This window comes from Novosphingobium capsulatum NBRC 12533 (assembly GCF_001598375.1).
Lineage (GTDB): Bacteria > Pseudomonadota > Alphaproteobacteria > Sphingomonadales > Sphingomonadaceae > Novosphingobium > Novosphingobium capsulatum.
In genome coordinates this window covers 252,610-270,814 of record NZ_BCYV01000007.1, presented here as the reverse complement: position 1 = coordinate 270,814, position 18,205 = coordinate 252,610, and the positions used below count along the sequence as shown (strand labels likewise).

Annotated in this window: 17 protein-coding genes; 2 read left to right on the top strand and 15 right to left on the bottom strand. The window is 66.8% G+C overall.

Features of this window, described 5'->3' with window-relative positions:
- Nucleotides 1–801: an SDR family NAD(P)-dependent oxidoreductase gene (locus SCA01S_RS06580; protein ID WP_062784154.1), complete on the top strand. Its 801-nt coding sequence runs from the start codon at nt 1–3 to the stop codon at nt 799–801.
- An 11-nt stretch (nt 802–812) separates the two neighbouring features.
- A complete protein-coding gene (locus SCA01S_RS06575) occupies nt 813–1,589 on the top strand; it encodes an SDR family oxidoreductase (protein WP_062784152.1) in 777 nt (258 codons plus the stop codon).
- A gap of 42 nt (nt 1,590–1,631) precedes the next feature.
- On the opposite strand, the gene SCA01S_RS22710 is transcribed toward SCA01S_RS06575, so the two are convergent.
- The 15 genes from SCA01S_RS22710 to bchF form a co-directional block, all read right to left on the bottom strand.
- On the bottom strand, nt 1,632–2,609 hold the full coding sequence (locus tag SCA01S_RS22710; protein WP_218016389.1) for a hypothetical protein: 978 nt from the start codon (nt 2,607–2,609) through the stop codon (nt 1,632–1,634).
- A gap of 184 nt (nt 2,610–2,793) precedes the next feature.
- Nucleotides 2,794–4,014, bottom strand: a complete 1,221-nt coding sequence (gene hemA, locus SCA01S_RS06565) for a 5-aminolevulinate synthase (protein ID WP_062784148.1) — start codon at nt 4,012–4,014, stop codon at nt 2,794–2,796.
- Nucleotides 4,015–4,055: 41 nt separating this feature from the next.
- Nucleotides 4,056–4,835, bottom strand: coding sequence for a putative photosynthetic complex assembly protein PuhE (gene puhE / locus SCA01S_RS06560; protein ID WP_062784146.1), 780 nt, complete (start codon nt 4,833–4,835; stop codon nt 4,056–4,058).
- Nucleotides 4,829–5,905 carry a magnesium-protoporphyrin IX monomethyl ester (oxidative) cyclase gene (gene acsF, locus SCA01S_RS06555; RefSeq protein ID WP_062784144.1) on the bottom strand — a complete coding sequence of 359 codons (1,077 nt, stop codon included), beginning with the start codon at nt 5,903–5,905 and terminating at the stop codon, nt 4,829–4,831. Before acsF ends, puhE begins: the two co-directional genes overlap by 7 nt.
- Nucleotides 5,902–6,192 (bottom strand): O2-dependent cyclase accessory protein, encoded by a 291-nt coding sequence (locus tag SCA01S_RS06550; RefSeq protein ID WP_062784142.1) that lies wholly within the window; start codon nt 6,190–6,192, stop codon nt 5,902–5,904. Before SCA01S_RS06550 ends, acsF begins: the two co-directional genes overlap by 4 nt.
- Nucleotides 6,189–6,671 (bottom strand): photosynthetic complex assembly protein PuhC, encoded by a 483-nt coding sequence (gene puhC / locus SCA01S_RS06545; protein WP_062784140.1) that lies wholly within the window; start codon nt 6,669–6,671, stop codon nt 6,189–6,191. Before puhC ends, SCA01S_RS06550 begins: the two co-directional genes overlap by 4 nt.
- Entirely contained in the window at nt 6,668–7,294 is a 627-nt protein-coding gene (gene puhB / locus SCA01S_RS06540) for a photosynthetic complex putative assembly protein PuhB (protein WP_062784138.1), read from the bottom strand. Before puhB ends, puhC begins: the two co-directional genes overlap by 4 nt.
- On the bottom strand, nt 7,291–8,064 hold the full coding sequence (gene puhA / locus SCA01S_RS06535; RefSeq protein ID WP_062784136.1) for a photosynthetic reaction center subunit H: 774 nt from the start codon (nt 8,062–8,064) through the stop codon (nt 7,291–7,293). Before puhA ends, puhB begins: the two co-directional genes overlap by 4 nt.
- Nucleotides 8,065–8,086: 22 nt before the next feature.
- Nucleotides 8,087–9,523: a BCD family MFS transporter gene (locus SCA01S_RS06530; protein WP_054131402.1), complete on the bottom strand. Its 1,437-nt coding sequence runs from the start codon at nt 9,521–9,523 to the stop codon at nt 8,087–8,089.
- Complete coding sequence (gene bchM / locus SCA01S_RS06525) at nt 9,523–10,239, bottom strand: magnesium protoporphyrin IX methyltransferase (protein ID WP_062784134.1); 717 nt, start codon at nt 10,237–10,239, stop codon at nt 9,523–9,525. Before bchM ends, SCA01S_RS06530 begins: the two co-directional genes overlap by 1 nt.
- Nucleotides 10,239–11,135, bottom strand: coding sequence for a ferredoxin:protochlorophyllide reductase (ATP-dependent) iron-sulfur ATP-binding protein (gene bchL / locus SCA01S_RS06520; RefSeq protein ID WP_054131400.1), 897 nt, complete (start codon nt 11,133–11,135; stop codon nt 10,239–10,241). The genes bchM and bchL overlap by 1 nt, the downstream gene beginning before the upstream one ends.
- 10 nt (nt 11,136–11,145) lie before the next feature.
- Nucleotides 11,146–14,697 (bottom strand): cobaltochelatase subunit CobN, encoded by a 3,552-nt coding sequence (locus SCA01S_RS06515; protein ID WP_062784132.1) that lies wholly within the window; start codon nt 14,695–14,697, stop codon nt 11,146–11,148.
- Nucleotides 14,687–16,231 carry a ferredoxin:protochlorophyllide reductase (ATP-dependent) subunit B gene (gene bchB / locus SCA01S_RS06510; RefSeq protein WP_062784131.1) on the bottom strand — a complete coding sequence of 515 codons (1,545 nt, stop codon included), beginning with the start codon at nt 16,229–16,231 and terminating at the stop codon, nt 14,687–14,689. The genes SCA01S_RS06515 and bchB overlap by 11 nt, the downstream gene beginning before the upstream one ends.
- A gap of 4 nt (nt 16,232–16,235) precedes the next feature.
- Nucleotides 16,236–17,552 (bottom strand): ferredoxin:protochlorophyllide reductase (ATP-dependent) subunit N, encoded by a 1,317-nt coding sequence (locus SCA01S_RS06505; protein ID WP_084390819.1) that lies wholly within the window; start codon nt 17,550–17,552, stop codon nt 16,236–16,238.
- The gene (bchF, locus tag SCA01S_RS06500) at nt 17,549–18,103 is read right to left on the bottom strand and encodes a 2-vinyl bacteriochlorophyllide hydratase (RefSeq protein ID WP_062784129.1); all 555 of its coding nucleotides are present in this window, start codon (nt 18,101–18,103) and stop codon (nt 17,549–17,551) included. The genes SCA01S_RS06505 and bchF overlap by 4 nt, the downstream gene beginning before the upstream one ends.
- Nucleotides 18,104–18,205: the final 102 nt, after the last annotated feature.

Below are 18,205 nucleotides of genomic sequence, written 5' to 3'. Positions count from 1 at the left end.
ATGGCCCGTCTGCATGGGCGCATGGCCCTGGTCACCGGCGGCCTGCGCGGCATTGGCCTGGCGATTGCCACGCGCCTGGCCAGCGAAGGCGCGGCAGTGACGATCAGCGATCTCGACGCGCCCGACAGCGCGGCGGTGGCGCAGGCCCTCGCCGCGCTGGGCAGCGATGCGGCCTATCTGCGGGCCGATGTTACCAGCGAAGCGGATTGGGCCAGCATCGCCGCGCAGATGGAGGCCAAGGGGGCTTGCCATATCCTGGTCAACAATGCCGGCACCGATCTGACCGGCGCGGTGGAGTCCTTGAGCCTGGACGCCTGGCGCAAGATCATGGCGATCAACGTCGATGGCGTGTTCCTGGGCACGCGGGCGCTGGTGCCGCTGATGGCGCGCAGCGGCGCCGATGTGGCCGGCGGGGCGAGCATCATCAACGTCAGCTCGATCATGGGGCTGGTCGGCTATTCGGAAGTATCCGCCTATAACGCCAGCAAGGGCGCGGTGCGCCTGTTCACCAAAGGCATCGCGGTGGAATTTGCGCAAAAGCGCATGCCGATCCGCGCCAATTCGCTGCATCCCGGCTTTGTCCGCACACCGCTGCTCAATGCCGGGTTCCAGCGCTGGGTGGACAAGGGCTTTGCCGAAAAGCCCGAAGACTTGGTCGCGGCGATGGAAGCGGCCACGCCCAATGGCCGCCTGGCCGAACCGGAAGAACTCGCCGGCCCCGCCGCGTTCCTGGCGAGTGCTGACGCCAGCTACATGACCGGGGCCGAACTCGTCATCGATGGCGGCTGGACCGCGCAATAGGGAAAGACGCCATGGCATTTGAACTCGACAACGTGGTCGCCGTGGTGACCGGCGCGCGTGGCGGCATTGGCCGCGAGGTGGTGTGCGCGATGAAGGCGGCCGGCGCCACGGTCATCGCCACCGACGTGGCGGCGCCTGATGACGGTGTGGCCGATCATGCCCTGGCGCATGACGTGACCAGCCAGGCCGATTGGCAGGCCGTGGCCGCTCTGGCGGCGGAAACCTATGGCCGCATCGATGCTCTGGTCAACGTGGCCGGCATCAGCGTGGTGGCCAGCATCGAGGAAACCCCGCTGGAAGAATGGCGGCGGATCAATGCGGTCAACGTGGAAAGCGTGGTGATCGGGGTGCAGACCCTGCTGCCGCTGTTGAAGGCGGGTGGCAAGGCGCGCGCCAGCGGTGCTTCGATCGTCAACTTTTCCAGCGTGGGCGGCATCAAGGGCGCGCCGTTCAACGGCGCCTATTGCACCAGCAAGGCGGCGGTGAAGATGCTGTCGAAATGCATGGGCGCCGAATTTGCTGCGCTCGGCTACAACATCCGCGCCAACAGCGTGCATCCCGGCGGGATCGACACGCCGATGCTGCAATCGATCATGCAGCGCTATGTCGATCTGGGTGCGGTGCCCTCGCTCGAGGTTTCGATGCAGGGCGTTGTCGCCGCCCACCCGATCGGGCGGCTGGGCCGGCCCGAGGAGATGGCCGGGGGCGTGGTCTATCTCTGCTCTGACGCGGCAAGCTTTGTCACCTGCAGCGAGTTCATGATGGACGGGGGATACTGCATGAGCTGAAACCGGTGCGTGGCTCACGCACCGGTTTCATGAGTGGCGCCGTCAGAAGTGGCGGTAGCCCTGATGACCATAGGGACGGCCATAGGGGCGGCCGTAGTAACCCGGCCGGCCATAATAGCCGCGATTGCCCCAGCCATAGGGATGGTAGGGGCGATAGGCCCGGTAATAGTAATCGTGGTAGGGATACGGGCGATAGGTCCAGCGATCGCCGACATAGACCCACGGGCGATACCAGCCCGGCGCGGCATAGTAATAGTTGGAAAAATATACCGTGTCATAGCTGTAGGGCGCCGCGCCCGAGCGCACGACAAAGCCCGGCGGGCAGCCTGGGCTGGTCTGGTTGGCCGTGCTGCCACCGATCGCGGCGCCGCCCACGGCACCCACGGCCGCGCCGGCCAGCGTGCCAAAGCCACCATCGTGGCGGCTCGACAGGCCATTGCCCACCAGCGCGCCGAAAATCCCGCCGATCACCGCGCCGGCGGTGGCATTGCTGCGTGCCTTGACGCAGTTGTCGCGGGCCCAGGCCTCGGCATCGGCGGCATAGCGCGCGTCACGCTCTGCCTGTGCCTGGTCGATCGCGGCGGGGCTGTAGCCAGGTGGCGGTGGCGGCGGGCGCGTGCCATCGTATCCGGGCGGCGGGCCCTGGTCATAGCTTTGCACCTGCACCGACAGCGTCGTGGTGGTGCCATTGGGGGCATAGCCCTGGGGCGGTTGCTGGTTATAACCGCGCTGGTCATACCCCTGTTGGGTGTAGCCCTGCTGATAGCCCTGCTGGTTGTATCCCTGCTGGTTGTACCCCTGGGGCGCGTTCTGATCGTAATAGCCCGGCGGCGGGCCCTGATCCTCTCCCTCCTGATCGCCCGGAGGCGGCGGCGCGCCATAGCCCTGCTGGGGCGGCGGGGGCGGATAATCGGAATAGCTACCGGCCTGCTGGGCAGAGGCGCTGCCAGCCATCAGCGGCAAGACCGCCATGGCAGCGGCGCCGGTTGCAAGAATGATGCGGGAAAGAGGCTGTGCCATCGGCTTGATCCACTCACTGTGATGCGTCGTGGCTATGGCCGGGCGCGTGAACGGATGCTGACGGTTTTGCCGCTTTGCGACGAGCCGATAAAGGGGTTGGCTGGCGCGCGCTACGTGCTGGCAGGATAGCAAGGTCGCAGGGCCCGCCAACCACTTGGTTGCGGGCCCCTTTCCTGCATTCTCGTCACGCTGCGGCGGAGCGGCGGGCCAGTTCGCATTGCGACCAGATGTCGCTCAAGGCATCGATCAAACGATCGATATCGCCGTCGCTGTGCACCGGCGAAGGCGTGATGCGCAGGCGTTCGGTGCCGCGCGGCACGGTGGGATAGTTGATCGGCTGCACATAGATGCCGTGGTTGTCCATCAGCCAGTCGCTGATGCGCTTGCACTTGCGCGCGTCGCCCACCATCACCGGGATGATGTGGCTGGGGTTGGGCAGGTGCGGAATGCCCATGGCATCGAGCCGGCGGCGCACGGTGGCGACGCGTTCCTTGTGGCGTGCGCGCTCCATCTCGCTGCCTTTGAGATGGCGGATGCTGGCCGCTGCGCCAGCTGCGAGCGCGGGGGGCAGGGCCGTGGTGAAGATGAAGCCGCTGGAAAAGGTGCGCACGAAATCGCACAGGCTTTCCGACGCGGCGATATAGCCGCCCATCACCCCGAAGGCCTTGCCCAGCGTGCCTTCGATCACGGTGATGCGGTCCATCAGCCCTTCGCGTTCGGCCACGCCGCCGCCGCGCGGGCCATAGAGGCCCACCGCGTGGACTTCGTCGATATAGCTCATCGCGCCGTGCGCTTCGCACACGTCGAGAATCTCGGCGATCGGGGCGATATCGCCATCCATTGAATAGACGCTTTCGAACGCGACCAGCTTGGGCACGTCGGGCCCATATTGGCTCAGCAGTTCATCGAGATGGGCGGCATCGTTGTGGCGCCAGATATGGCACTTGGCGCGCGAATGGCGAATGCCCTCGATCATCGAGGCGTGGTTGAGCGCATCGGAAAACACCACGCAGCCTGGGATCTTGGCCGCCAGCGTGCCCAGGCCCGCCCAGTTGGAAACATAGCCGCTGGTGAACAGCAGGGCGGCTTCCTTGCCGTGAAGATCGGCCAGTTCATGTTCGAGCACGACGTGGTGATGGTTGGTGCCCGAAATGTTGCGCGTGCCGCCAGCGCCGGCGCCGCATTCATCCAGCACGGCGTGCATGGCATCGAGCACCAGCGGATGCTGCCCCATGCCGAGATAATCGTTGGAGCACCACACCGTGATCGGATGGGTGGTTTCATCGACATAGCGCGTGGCGTGGGGGAAACGGCCGCAGTGGCGCTCGATCTCGGTAAAGATGCGATAGCGGCCTTCCTCGCGAACGTTTGCCAGTTCCCCCTGGAAATAGGTTTCAAAATCCATCGCGCTCGGTCCTCTCGTCCGTGTTCTTGGTTCTTGTGCGTTCAATTGGCAGGATGGCGGCTGGGCAAGGCCCAGCCCCACAAGGCCCCGTCGCGCAGCGGCAGGGCCAGAAACAGGTGTTCGAGTGCGCCCAGGGCGGCGAGCGCAAAGAGCAGGCTGGCGCCGGCAGCATCGGCGCTGTTGGCCGGCGCGGCCAGGGCAATGGCGGCCAGCCAGGCGGCCAGCGCCAGGCAGGCGGCAATCGCGGCGTAAAGCTCAAGCCCCAGGCGCGGCTTGCCGAAATAGCTTTTGAGATAGCCCAGGTGCGGCGGCAGGATATCGGTGCTCATGTTGGGCACGCCCAGGAAAATGGCGATCTTGGTGCTGAGCCGCATGGCCAGCAGCAGGGCAAAGGCCATGGCGCCGACCTGGTTGGGTGCATCGCGGCTCATCCAGATCAGGCCTGCCGCGCTCAGCGCCAGGGCCACTTCGTGCCAGGCGACGGCTGCCACGGCATGGGAAAAGCGCTGCCAGCCGCGCGCACCGGGCGGGCATGGCTCGCGGCGGGGGCCGGTGACCACGCCGGTCAGGAAGCTGATCTCGTGCCAGGCCCAGATCAGGATCGCCCCGGCGAGTGAGGCATAGACGCCCAGCAGCGTAGCATGCTGCATCGCCAGGGCGATGATCACTATGCCGCCAATCGCGGCACAGCCGGCCAGCAGCAGGCTGTGGGCAAAAGTGTGCCGCGCGCGATTATCCAGCCACGCGACCAGCCCGGTTGCAAAGAACCAGATCAGGATCGTTGCCAGGACAGGCAGGACGTGGCCGGTCCAGCTTACCATGCCGGTTGCAGCCGGACCGTGGCGGGCAGCCGATTGCGGCGCGGGCGAAGCAGGAACATGCGCGCAAAGTTGGCGCCCGCGCCGATCGCCCCGGTGGCGCGCAGCCATGCGCCGGCCAGGCCGCCGCGCGCCTTGCCGGCGGCGATGCGGTTGCTGGCCACCAGCAGGCGGTCCATCGCGCGGCGAAAGCGGGGATCATCGGTATCGAGTTCCACCGGAAAGACCTGGCGCGCGATCTGCGAGCAGATGGTGAAGACGCGATAATCGTAATCGGTGGGATCGAGGCCCAGCGCCTGGTGGAACACCGGGCGGGCATGATCGCGCACATACATCGTAGCATAGACCGCCAGAAGGAAGAAACGCACCCACAGCGTGTTGGCGCCGCGCAGCAGCTTGGGATCGGCGCGCAGCAGCAGAGCAAAGGCTTCGCCGTGGCGGAACTCGTCGTTGCACCATTCCTCGAACCAGGCGAAGATCGGGTGGAAGCGCAATTCCGGCTTGGCGGCCAGCTGGCGATAGATCGTGATATAGCGGGCGTAGCCGATCTTTTCCGACAGATAGACCGAATAGAAAATGAACTTCGGCTTGAAATAATGGTATTTCTTGGCCTTGGTCAGGAAGCTCAAGTCAATCCCGATGCCTTCGTCCTTCAAGGCCTCGTTGATGAAACCGGCATGGCGGCTTTCATCGCGGGCCAGCAGCTTGAACAGCGTCTTCATATCGGGGTTGCTGGTGCGCCGCGCCATTTCGGCATAAAGGATGCAGCCGGAAAATTCCGAGGTGAGCGAGCTGACCAGGAAATCGGTAAATTCGGCGCGCAGTTCGGGTTCGAGTGCGGCGATGATACCGGAAAAGTCCTGCTCGCGCTTGAAGTGGTGCTTGTTGGGGTCGCTCACCATCTCGGCGATCAGCGCATCCCATTCGCGCCGCACCAGCGACACGTCGATCGCGTCGAGCGCCTTGAAATCGGTGGTGTAGAACCGCGGGCTGAGCACGGTTTCGTGGCTCACCATGGCATGAACATCGGCCTTGGCGGCCACCGCAGGATGTTTGGCGGTGTGGGCGTTCATCTGAGGCTCCCAGGTGTGAAGCTGACTTCGTAAAGCTCGGTCAGGCCAAGATAGGCGGCAAGGCGGGTCCAGGCGCGCAGCAGCGGGCCGGCGCGCACCACGGTGGCGGTGCGTTCGAACACCACGCTTTGCCCGAACAGCACCCGCACCGGATCACCATGCACGCGCACGCGGTCACCGGGATGCACCGCCAGATCGCCATCAAGCTCCACATGGGCGTGGAAATGGGCGGCGCTCTGTTCGATGGCGATGCGGCAGGGCACGGTAAAGGCGCGGGCGCGGATCATGCCTGGCTGCCTTTCAGGAAACGGGCAAAGGCGGCGCGGTTGGTGGCGCCGAACGAGCCGAGTTCCACCGCGCGGCCGGTCGTCGGATCGCGCAGGGTCAGTGCGCCATTGGCCCACTGCGTCAGCTCGAACGGCGCGGCCGGGCCGATGCCGTGCATGCGGCGGTCGCGCGCCATGCCGCGCATCACCCCGCGTACAAAGCCGCCACCATCGTTTTCACCCACCAGCACGGCCAGGGTGCGGTTGCTGTCGGTATCGTCCACCACCACGGCGCCATCGGCACGATCGGCAAAGACCAGGTGGCGCACTTCGACGGCGGCAACCTTGTCCTGCGCGCGCTCCACCGCTGGCACCGCCTCGCGATCGAGCACGCCGACGCGGACCAGGGTGGTCAGTGCCAGGGTAATCGCCACCAGCGCCCCGGCCATGGCCAGCGCCGGGCGCGGCACGGTGTTTTCGTGGGAGTGGGCGTGGCTCATGCGGCAGCTCCCGCAATCGGGCCGCTGATCGGCTGCGCGGGCTCGGTGGTATCGGCGCGGACGATGCCATGCGGCGCGGCCTGGGCGCAGGCCTGGGCCAGCGCTGCTGCCAGGCGCGGCGCATCGGCCAGGGCGCGCAGCATCGGCTGCGGCTGGGCCAGGCGCCAAGGCCGCGCATGGGGCCAGAGCATGGCATAGCCCAGGCGGTGCTGCCCCTTGAGCGTCAGGGCAATATCGCCATGGCCCCGGCCATGGCCGCGCAGATCGGCCGAGGCGATCAGCGAAAGCGGCAGATTGATGCACTTGCCCAGTGCAATGCCGACGCGCAGCACGACGCGGCGGTTGGTCAGGGTATAGACCGTGGTGCGCGCCACCAGCACGGCAAACAGGGTGAGCAAGCCTTGCAGCACGGCGCCGGCCGCCAGAATCGCGCCTGCGCCGATCAGGTTGCCGCTGGCCAGCGCCAGCAGCGCCAGTACCGCGAAATAGCCGGCCAGCCATGGCGCGAACAGCGCGCTGCGCTTGAACGTCTGCCAGTGCGGTGCGGCCTGCCACACGATCCATTCGCCCGCCGGCAGATCGCCGGGAAGGCCGCGCACCGGCTCGAAATCATATTCGCTCACAGCAACGGCTCCAGCCGGTCGGCATTGGCATAGAGATAGCCGGTGCCGAAATAGGCGACGACGCGCTCTTCCTCGTACCGGGTGATTTCACCAGGGTTTTCGGGGAAGGGGGCATTGGCGAAATCGGCAGCGTTGATCGCGCTGATGATCACACCTTCGCGGCGGATCACGGCCATGGCCATCGGCGCCAGCACGATGCGCGTGCCGGTATCGACCGCCAGGTAGCGGATCATGTGTTCGGCGCGGTCGATCCACAGATCGGCCACCGTCCCGGCCCGCGCGCCATCGGCGCCATAGACCGACAGCCCGCGCGGATCAGTGCTGGCGCTGGCCACGGTGATCTGCGGCACGCTGCCGATCGGCACGATGCGCGCGTTGCCATGGGCATCGCGATCGGGAAAGCGCGCGCGATTGGCATAGGCGCCCGGCCCGACGCCAGCGGCAAAGACATCGCCCACCGGGGAATAGGGCGCGCCGCCGAAGTTTTCGCGGCGCGCTGCCTTGATTTCCACCGGCTCGCGGTTTTCGCTGGCGGGCAGCGGCACGGTAACCGTGCCCATGCCGAAGGGCAGGACAAAGGTTTTGGCGCTGGCGGTGGACAGCGGGCCGCCGTCGCTATCGACACGGCCGGTCAGCGCGTCTTCCAGCGGATAGCCCTCGCGTCGGTCTTCGCGCCTGAGCCAGAAGATCAGGCAGATAAAGAACAGGACGAAAGCGATCAGCGCGAGTTGCGCGGCATCCACTGTGCCGACGATATTGCCGTGTCTCATGGGAGTTCTCCTTCCCGGCTGCTCATGTCGGAAACTCGGTCAGGCCAAAGCGACGCGCTCCGGCAGGTGAAAGCGTGGCGCGTGCGCCCGACAACTGGCCCACGAGCGGCCCCATCAGGACCAGCGTGACCAGCAAGAGGGCGATCTCGATCGCGTAGATCACGCCATAGCCGGTGGCGTGGTGGGCGAGCGTCAGGCCCAGGCCATCGGCCACGGCAAAGCTCGACACCAGATCGCGCAAGACCCCGCCAAACGCGATGGCCAGGCCCGCGGCAGTGGTCTGCACCGCGCCCCAGGCGCCTAGCGCGAGACCGGCGGTATCGCTGCCGGCCTGGCCCATCGCCGCCGTCAGCGTGCCCACCGAAAACAGCCCGGCGCCCGCGCCGATCACCAGCGCGCCGAGGCCCAGCGTGAGCGGGCTTTGCAGCGGGGCGGCGAAGATCACCAGCATGAACGCGGCAATGCCCAGCACCACGCCATAGCCGGCGATGCGCAGCGCATCGATGCCATGGCCCAGCCACCGCGCCGACAGCGCAAAGCCGGCCAGCGCGCCCAGTGCCCAGGCACCCGACAGGCTGGTGGTGGCGCCCACCGACAGGCGCAGCACTTCGCCGCCATAGGGTTCGAGCAGCGGGTCCTGCATGGCAAAGGCGGCTGCGCCCAGGCCTACCGTGGCGAGCAGGCGCATGGTCAGCGGCTGGGCGGCGAACTGGCGCCATACCTGGGCAAAGGGCGGGCGCGGCGTTTCGGGAGAGGCGATCGCGGGGCTGCGCGCTTCCTGCTTCCACAGTGCCACAACGTTGAGCACGAAGGTGGTCACGGCGCAGGCCTGGATCACCTGGACCAGCCGGGTGGGGGTGAAATGGTTGAGCAGCCCGCCGAGGATGGTGGAGCAGACCATCATCCCGGCGAGCAGGGAGAGGTAGAGCAGCGCGACGGCGCGGGCGCGGCGATCATCGGGCAGGAGATCGCCGACCAGGGCAAGGCCGGCGGTCTGCGTGGTGTGCATGCCGATGCCGGCCAGCAGGAACGCAAGCGCACTGGCGGCCAGACCGACAGCGAACAGATGCGGATCGCGCATCAGCAGCAGGGCAAAGGGCATGATCGCCAGCCCGCCGAACTGCATCAGCGTGCCAAACCAGATGAACGGCACGCGGCGCCAGCCCAGCACCGAGCGGTGCACATCGGAACGGTGGCCGATCAGCGCGCGGAACGGCGCGGCGAGCAGGGGAATGGCGATCATCAGCGAGACGAGCCAGGCATGGATGCCCAGTTCCACGATCAACACGCGGTTGAGCGTGCCGTTGAGCAGTACGGTCATCATGCCCACGCTGACCTGGAACAGCGACAGGCGCAGCAGCCGTGACAGCGGAATGTCGACGCTGGCCGCATCGGCAAACGGCAGCCAGGTCAGCGCCACCCGGCTCCACCTGCTGGCAAGGGGCGTGCGGCGGGCCATCACCGGCGCACCAGTTCCATGCCGTTGGAAATGTAGAAGCCGCTGGAAATGCGCCCGCTGCGCCCCACGCGCCAGCCATCGAGCCGGGCCAGCCGGGCGCGCAGCGCGGCTTCGGCAATCGGCACGATCGCAGGCGAGCGATTGGCGCGGGGGAAAGCCTGGCCCACGGCATGCATCATGCCCAACAGGCGCGTGTGCGGGGCAAAGGTGAAGACGATCGAGCCGGTGCAGCGCGCCGCCAGCCGTTCGAGCGCCCAGGCCATGTCATCGAGCTTGTAATGGATCAGCGAATCCATCGCGACGATGTGATCGAACGTGCCGGTGTCTGACCAGGCCTGCGGCGGATCGAGCATGTCGCCCACGTGCCAGTCGATCCGGCCATGGCCAAGGAACGCCGGGGCCCGCTGGCGCGCGATATCGACCAGCCCGCCGGCGACGTCCACCGCCGTCACCGCCGCGCCGCGCCAGGCCGCTTCCACGCTGAGCGCGCCAGTGCCGCAGCCGGCATCGAGCACGGCACAGCGGCGCAGGTCTTGCGGCAGCCAGCCGAGCAACTGCGCGCGCATGGCATCACGCCCGGCGCGCACCGTGGCGCGGATGCCGCTGACCTTGGCGTTGGAGGTCAGGTCGATCCACGCCTTGCGCGCGCTGCCATCGAAATAGTGCGCCAGGCGTTCGCGTTGCAGTTCATAGGGAGAGGTTGGGTGCGTGCTCATCATTCGAACCCCAGAAAATCGAAGATATCGCGGTCTTTCATCGGTGCCGCCGCGATCGGGTCCACCCCGTCCCACAGCATCTGCGCCAGGCGCAGGTATTCCTGCTGCGCGGCGATGACCTCGGGCGAGGGTTCCATTTCAAACAGCGTGCACTTTTTGAGGCGGCTGCGGCGGATGGCGTCGAGATCGCGGAAATGGGCGAGGCGGCGCATGCCGATGGCCTGGCTGAAGCGGTCGATCTCGTCGGTGGCGGCAGAGCGATTGGCGATGACGCCCGCGAGGCGCACGTTGTAGTTCTTGGCCTTGGCGCCGATGGCGGCAACGATGCGGTTCATCGCAAAGATCGAGTCGAAATCGTTGGCGGCCACGACCAGAGCCCGCTCGGCATGCTGCAGCGGCGCGGCAAAGCCGCCGCAGACGACATCGCCCAGCACATCGAAGATCACCACGTCGGTATCATCGAGCAGGTGGTGCTGCTTGAGCAGCTTGACCGTCTGCCCGACGACATAGCCACCGCAGCCCGTGCCCGCCGGGGGGCCGCCGGCCTCCACGCACATCACGCCGTTATAGCCTTCGAACATATAGTCTTCGGGGCGCAGTTCCTCGGAATGGAACTCCACCTGTTCGAGCACGTCGATGACCGTGGGCATCAGCTTCTTGGTGAGAGTGAACGTGGAATCATGCTTGGGATCGCAGCCGATCTGCAGCACGCGGTGCCCTAGCTTGGAAAACGCGGCCGAAAGATTGGACGAGGTGGTGGATTTGCCGATCCCGCCCTTGCCATAGACGGCAAAGACCTTGGCCGTGCCGATGCGGTCTTGCGGATCGAGGCGGACCTGCACCGATCCTTCGCCATCTGACGGCGTGAAGCGAGTGGGGGTGTCGATCAAGGTCATGCCGGTTTCCTCATTGCGCCGCGAACACGCCTTCGAGGCGGTCCTCCAACTCGTCGCTGGCCATGCGCAGGGCCTCGAGCGTCTGTTGATCGGGTTCCCACAGGTGGCGTTCGCAGGCTTCGAGCAGGCGGCCGGCCACGCGGGCGGAACTGTTGGGATTGAGCTGTGAAAGCCGCGCCCGCATCTGCGGATCGAGCACGAAAGTTTCGCTGATGCGCTGATAGACCCACGGCGCGACCTGGCCGGTGGTGGCCGACCAGCCGACGGTGTTGGTCACATGCTGTTCGATGCTGCGCACGCCTTCAAAGCCGTGCTTGAGCATGCCTTCGAACCACTTGGGATTGAGCGTGCGGGTGCGGGTTTCCAGATCGATCTGTTCCGCCAAGGTACGCACCTTGGCCGCGCCCTGCGTGGCATCGACGATATAGACGAGCGCCTCGCTGCCCTTGGCCCGCGCCACCGAGCGGCTGACCCCGCCCAGGCCATCGACATATTGATCGAGATCGGTGATGCCGACTTCGACGCTTTCGAGGTTCTGATAGACGAAATCGACATCGCGCAGCGCGCTGTGCAGCAGTTCGCGCCGCTGCGTGGGCGGGCCTTTGACGCCATAGGCATAGCCCTTGTGCGTTTCGAAGGCATTGGCGAGGTCATCGGGGCTGGTCCACACGCCGCCGTCGATCATCTGGTTGACGTTGGCGCCATAGGCGCCTTCGGCATTGGAGAACACGCGGAGCGCCGCCGTTTCCAGGTCGCAATCATGCTGCGCCTGGTGGGCCAGGCTGCGCTTGCGCACGAAGTTCTGCTCCAGCGGCTCGTCGGCGCTGGCCGCCAAGAGCGAGGCTTCGGCCAGCATGCGCGTCTGCATCGGCAGGAGATCGCGGAAAATGCCCGAGAGGGTGATCACCACATCGACGCGCGGGCGGCCGAGTTCGGCCAGCGGCACCAGTTCAGCGCCGACGACGCGCCCATAGCTGTCGATCCGCGGGCGCGCGCCGATCAGGCTCATCGCCTGGGCGATCTGCAGCCCTTCGCTTTTCATGTTGTCGGTGCCCCACAGCACCATGGCCAGGCTTTCGGGGAACGGCTGGCCACCTTCGACATGGCGGGCGATGATGCACTCGGCCTGTTCACGGCCCTGGATGCAGGCAAACCGGCTGGGCATGGCAAAGGGATCAAAGCCGTGGATGTTGCGGCCGGTGGGCAGCACTTGCGGATTGGCGAGGATGTCACCGCCCGGCGCCGGGTGGATATAGCCACCGTCCAGCGCGTGGATCACCGCGCCGATCTCGTCACTGCGATCGAGCGCGCTTTCGATGCCGGCGCGGTCTGCCTGGGCATCGGCCTCGACCATGGCGTCGACCAGTTCGGCGCGCTCTGCCCCTTGCGGCGCCTGGCCCAGCACGTGCAGCCCGGTGGGGATCAGCGTGCGTTCCAGTTCATAGAGCGCGGGCGCCAGATCGGCGATGGCGCCGCAATCCAGATCGAGCGTGGCGCACTGTTCGCGGATCAGCGCTTCCAGGGCGTCCTGCTCTGCTCCCGGCGTCGACCAGCGCCAGCGTTCGACGCTGCACTTGAGTTCGGCAAACCCGCGATAGAGCCCGGCGCGCGCCAGGGCCGGGGTGAGATAGCTGATCAGCGTGGCGGCCGAACGGCGCTTGGCCAGGATGCCTTCGGATGGATTGTTGGACGCGTAGAGGTAGAAATTGGGCAGATCACCGATCAGGCGTTCGGGCCAGCATTCGCCGCTCAGGCCCGCCTGCTTGCCCGGCATGAATTCCAGCGCGCCATGGGTGCCGAAATGGAGCACGGCATGAGCGGCAAAATCGTGGCGGATATAGCTGTAGAACGCGGCAAAGGCATGGGTCGGGGCAAAGCCGCCCTCGAACAGCAGGCGCATCGGATCGCCTTCATAGCCGAACGCGGGTTGCACTCCGACAAAGACATTGCCGAAATGCGCGCCGAGGATCTGGATATGGCCGCCATCGCTTTGCAGCTTGCCCGGCGCGGGGCCCCATTGCGCCTCGATCTGGGCGAGATGCGGCTCGCGGCGGACGTGTTCATCGGCGCTGATCCGCGCGGCGACATTGGCATCACTGCCATAGCGGGCGGCATTGCCGTGCAGGATCGCGTCCCGCAGCGCGGCGACGCTTTCGGGCACGGCGACGGCATAGCCTTCATCGGCCAGGCGCTGGAGCGTGGCGTGCAGCGATTCGAACACCGCCAGATGCGCGGCCGATCCGGTGGCGCCGGAATTGGGCGGGAAGTTGAAGATGGTGATCGCCAGGCGGCGTTCGCGCCGCGCGGCCTGGCGCAGCGCGATCAGCTTGGCGACCTTGGCCGCCAGCGCCGCGGCGCGTTCCTCGTCGCCGCGCATGGCCTGGATTTGGGCCTTGCCCGCGCTGCGCCCGCCAAACACGCTGGGGCAGATCGCGCCATCGAGTTCGGGCAGGGCAACCATCATCGTCGCTTCCAGCGGGACCAGGCCGGTGCGCCGCTCGCGCCATTCCTCGATCGTCTGGAATTCCACCGCGTGGGCGGCGATATAAGGCACGTCAAAGCGCGAGAGCGTTTCCACCGCCGCGCCAGCGTCGTTATAGGCTGGCCCGCCGACCAGCGAAAAGCCGGTGCAGTTGACGATGGCATCGACCGTCACCGCGCCATCGCGCAGGAAGAAGCGCTCCATCGCGGCGCGTGCGTCTAGCCCGCTGAAAAACGCCGGGATCACCCGCAGGCCAGTGGCCTCCATCGCGGCGATCAGCCCGTCATAATGCCCGGCATCGTTGCCCAGCAGATAGGAACGCAGCAGCAGCAGCCCCACCGTGCCGCGCGTGCCCTTGGCCGGCGGGGGTAGCAGCGCCAGGCTTTCCGACATCTTTTGCGCGGTGCGCGGGTGATAGACGCCCAGATCGGGATAGTCGCGCGGCGGCGCTGCGGCCATGGTGCCGCGCCGGCCGATGCGCGGGCCGGCGGCATAGCGGTCGATCAGGCTGCTCACCATCGCCACGACGTTGTCGTCCGACCCGGCGAGCCAGTATTGCAGCGTGAGGAAATAGGCGCGCACATCTTGCGCGGTGCCGGGGATGAAGCGCAGAATCTTGGGCAGGCGGCGCAGCATGCGCATCTGCCCGGCGCCCGAATTGCTGCCCGGTTTGCCACCTGGTTTGGTCGAGCCGCGCAGCCGCTTGAGCAGGGCGAGCGGCCCCTTGGCCGGGGCATCCATGCGATAAGCGCCCATCCGCGTCAGCCGGGTCAGCTCCCCGGCCGACATCAGGCAGACCATCGCGTCGCAGCTTTCGCGCCGCTCGACCAGCGTGGGCATGATCGCGCGGATATGGTCATCAAGGAACAGCATTGTGGCGATGACGATATCGGCGCGATCAACGGCGGCCTTGGCGCGATCGAGCGCGCCGGCCTCACGGTCCCAATCGGCGGCGGCGTGGAGGGTGATGGCGATGTTGCTATCGCCCAGGCGCACGCCGGCGCGTTCCACCGCGCCCTTGAGGTGGTTGTCCAGCGTCACGATGGCGACGCGCACGGGCGGGGCGGCGCTAGCGGGCATAGTGCGCCTTGGCATCATAGAGCGTGGCGATATCGATCTGCACACGGCCTTCCAGGGAGGCATAGCGTTCGGTGTTGGTGCGAGCCTTGCCACGCACGAAGAACGGCACCTTGCGCAACTCGCGCTCTGCATCGCTGGTCCAGGGAATATCGGCCTGCGAGACGATGGCGGGCGCCGGTGCCATCGCCGCCTGGGCCGGGGCGGGCTGGGCATGAAGGTGCGAAGGGCCGGCCGCGTCGGAAAACTCGAAATCGTCGCGGAACATGGCGAGCAGATGCTCTTCCAGCCCCATGACCAAGGGATGCACCCAGGTGTCGAAGATCACGTTGGCGCCTTCAAAGCCCATCTGCGGGCTGTGGCGCGCGGGGAAATCCTGGACGTGGACCGGCGCGGAAATCACCGCGCAGGGCAGGCCCATGCGCTTGGCGATATGGCGTTCCATCTGCGTGCCGAGCACGAGTTCGGGCGCGGCGGCGTGGATCGCCGCTTCGACCGCCAGGTGGTCGTCGGTAATCAGCGGATCGAGGCCGTGGTCGGCAGCAGCGGCGCGCATCTCGCGGGCGAATTCGCGATTGTAGCAACCCAGCCCGCAGACAGTGAAGCCCAGCTCGTCGCGCGCGATACGGGCGGCGGCAATGGCATGGGTGGCATCGCCAAAAATGAAGACGCGCTTGCCAGTGAGATAGGTCGAATCGACCGAGCGGCTCCACCACGGTAGGCGCGCGGTGGGATTGGCGAGCGCGGGAGCGGGATCGATGCCGGTGAGCGCGGCCACCGCCTGGACGAAATCGCGCGTGGCGCCCATGCCGATCGGCACCACGTCGATCATTGGCTGGCCGAATGTGCGGCCCAGCCAGCGCGCGGCTTCCATACCGATTTCGGGATAGAGCACCACGTTGAAATCGGCCCGGCCCAATGTGCGCAGGTCCGTGGGCGAAGCGCCGAGCGGGGCCACGCAATTGACGCCGATGCCCATGCTGTCGAGCAGCTTGACCACTTCGACGACATCGTCGCGATGGCGAAAGCCCAGCGCGCAGGGCCCGAGCAGGTTGGCCAGCGGCCGGCACCCATCGCGCGGGGCAGGGCGCACGGCCGGATCAGCCAGTTGGCGCACCATGCGATAGAACGTTTCGGCGGCGCCCCAGTTTTCCTTGCGCTGATAGCTCGGCAGTTCCAGCGGGATGACCGGGCAGGGCAGGTCCAGCGCTTCGGCGAGGCCCGCCGGATCGTCCTGGATCAGCTCGGCCGTGCACGATGCGCCCACCAGCAGGGCCTGCGGGGCAAAGCGGACGGCCGCCTCGCGGATCGCATCCTGCAGCAGGGCGGCGGTATCCTTGCCCAGGTCGCGCGCCTGGAACGTGGTATAGGTAACCGGCGGGCGGCGATCGCGCCGCTCGATCATGGTGAACAGCAGATCGGCGTAGGTATCGCCCTGGGGCGCGTGCAGCACATAGTGCACCCCGTCCATCGCCGTGGCCACCCGCATGGCCCCCACATGGGGCGGGCCTTCGTATGTCCAGACGGCGAGCTGCATGGCGCTATACCCTCAACACGTCGCGGCGGCGCAGCGGCCGGGCGAAAAGATCGGCAAGGTCTCCGGCCTGGTCGAACCCGTGGATGGGCGAGAAGACCAGTTCGATGGCCCACTTGGTGGACAGCCCTTCGGCTTCGAGCGGATTGGCCAGGCCCAGGCCGCAGACGGTGAGATCGGGGCGATCGGCGCGCACGCGGTCAAGCTGGCGATCGAGATGCTGGCCTTCGCTGATCCGCGTGGCGCTGGGCAGCAGCGGCAGCTCGCGCGCCATCAGCTCGCGATGCAGATAGGGCGTGCCCACTTCCACCGGTACCATGCCGAGTTCGGTCGAGAGGAACCGCGCGAGCGGCACTTCCAGCTGCGAATCCGGCAGGAACGTGATGCGCTTGCCGCGCAGGCGATCCTGGCTGTGGGCAATGGCGCGCTTGGCGCGTTCGCGGCCCGGCGCCACCACGCGGTTGAACTGCATCGGGCACAAGCCAAAGGCATCGGCGGCGGCGCGCAGCCACTCGGTCGTGCCCTCGGCCCCGAACGGGAACAGTGCGGGCAGGTGGCGCGCGCCGCGATTCTGCAGAGCGCGCACGGTTTCGCCCAGGAACGGCTGGGCCAGCAGGAAACGGGTATGGGCGCCCACGGCGGGCAGATCGGCCAGTTGGCGTGCGGGCAGCCAGCCGACCTGATCGATGCCGAGTTCGGTAAACAGGCGGCGGAACTGGTCTTCCACCACATCGGGCAGCGTGCCGACGACCAGCAGCGCAGGTGCGGTCCCGGCGCTGGCGGCCGGCATATGCGGCACCAGGGCGGCGAGGCAGGCGTCTTCGCCCTCGGTAAAAGTCGTTTCGATCCCGCTGCCCGAATAGTGCAGCACGCGGGTGCCCATCGCGGCGCCGCTGTGCGTGCCGAGCGTGCGGTCGAGCCGTTGCGCCGCCTTGCCCAGATCGAGCTTGATGACTTCGGACGGGCACGAGCCGACCAGGAACAGGGTGCGGATTTCCGGGCGCCGCGCGAGCAATTGCGCGACGATGCGATCGAGTTCGTCATGGCAATCGGCCATGCCGGCCAGGTCGCGTTCCTCGATGATCGCGGTGGCAAAGCGCGGCTCGGCAAAGATCATCACGCCAGCGGCCGATTGCAGCAGATGGGCGCAGGTGCGCGAGCCGACCACCAGGAAGAACGCATCCTGCATCTTGCGGTGCAGCCACACGATCCCGGTCAACCCGCAGAACACCGCGCGCTGTCCGCGTTCGCGCAGCACGGGTGCATCGGCGCAGCCGGTGTCGGTCGGGGCGATTGCGGGGGCAAGGCCGGTTTCGCCGCTCATGATGTGGCCATCGGAGAATGGGCCAGGCCGGGCTGACCGTCGCGCTCTGCATCGAGCCGGGCGGCGCGCAGTTTGAGCAGGAATTGTCCGGCATTGACGAGGTATGCGGCATAGCCGGCAAGAGCGACGTACATGCGCTGTTCGAACGTGCCGCTGCCGCCCAGCAGCATCGCCAGGTAGGCGGTGTGCAGGCCGATCACCAGCATCGAGAACACGTCTTCCCAGAAGAATGCCGGAGCAAACAGCCAGCGCCCGAACACGACCTTTTCCCAGATCGAGCCAGTGATCATGATGGCATAGAGCGTCAGCGTCTTGACCACGACCGAGGTATCGGCGGCGGCCGTGCCGGTGTGCGTCACCAGGCTGTGCAGGACGAGGGCGAGGCTGGTGAGGAAGACGAAGAACTGGAACGGGGCGAGCAGGCCTTGCACCAGGGTCCAGCGAGTCGAGTCGCGGCGCGCCCGCTCTTGCGCGGTGTAGAGCATGCGCCGTGGCTGGCGGCCCTGACCGTTCGCACTTGTGGTGCCGGAACTGATCGCATCCCCTCTCATGTGTCGATGCTCACCTTTGTTGTTGAGGGGAGACTACGCCTCACTTCGCACAAGTGTCAATCAAACTTGACGACAAGAAAATATGACACTTTGCCGTTTGTC

Bases quoted from the DNA above. Each gene is read 5' to 3' on its own strand.
- SCA01S_RS06550 (WP_062784142.1), bottom strand. From the start codon at position 6,192: ATGATCCGCGCCCGCGCCTTTACCGTGCCCTGCCGCATCGCCATCGAA.
- SCA01S_RS22710 (WP_218016389.1), bottom strand. From the start codon at position 2,609: ATGGCACAGCCTCTTTCCCGCATCATTCTTGCAACCGGCGCCGCTGCC.
- SCA01S_RS06515 (WP_062784132.1), bottom strand. From the start codon at position 14,697: ATGCCCGCTAGCGCCGCCCCGCCCGTGCGCGTCGCCATCGTGACGCTG.
- bchL (WP_054131400.1), bottom strand. From the start codon at position 11,135: ATGACCTTGATCGACACCCCCACTCGCTTCACGCCGTCAGATGGCGAA.
- SCA01S_RS06530 (WP_054131402.1), bottom strand. From the start codon at position 9,523: ATGGCCCGCCGCACGCCCCTTGCCAGCAGGTGGAGCCGGGTGGCGCTG.
- hemA (WP_062784148.1), bottom strand. From the start codon at position 4,014: ATGGATTTTGAAACCTATTTCCAGGGGGAACTGGCAAACGTTCGCGAG.
- bchM (WP_062784134.1), bottom strand. From the start codon at position 10,239: ATGAGCACGCACCCAACCTCTCCCTATGAACTGCAACGCGAACGCCTG.
- puhE (WP_062784146.1), bottom strand. From the start codon at position 4,835: ATGGTAAGCTGGACCGGCCACGTCCTGCCTGTCCTGGCAACGATCCTG.
- bchF (WP_062784129.1), bottom strand. From the start codon at position 18,103: ATGAGAGGGGATGCGATCAGTTCCGGCACCACAAGTGCGAACGGTCAG.
- acsF (WP_062784144.1), bottom strand. From the start codon at position 5,905: ATGAACGCCCACACCGCCAAACATCCTGCGGTGGCCGCCAAGGCCGAT.
- bchB (WP_062784131.1), bottom strand. From the start codon at position 16,231: ATGCAGCTCGCCGTCTGGACATACGAAGGCCCGCCCCATGTGGGGGCC.
- puhA (WP_062784136.1), bottom strand. From the start codon at position 8,064: ATGAGACACGGCAATATCGTCGGCACAGTGGATGCCGCGCAACTCGCG.
- puhC (WP_062784140.1), bottom strand. From the start codon at position 6,671: ATGAGCCACGCCCACTCCCACGAAAACACCGTGCCGCGCCCGGCGCTG.
- SCA01S_RS06580 (WP_062784154.1), top strand. From the start codon at position 1: ATGGCCCGTCTGCATGGGCGCATGGCCCTGGTCACCGGCGGCCTGCGC.
- SCA01S_RS06575 (WP_062784152.1), top strand. From the start codon at position 813: ATGGCATTTGAACTCGACAACGTGGTCGCCGTGGTGACCGGCGCGCGT.
- SCA01S_RS06505 (WP_084390819.1), bottom strand. From the start codon at position 17,552: ATGAGCGGCGAAACCGGCCTTGCCCCCGCAATCGCCCCGACCGACACC.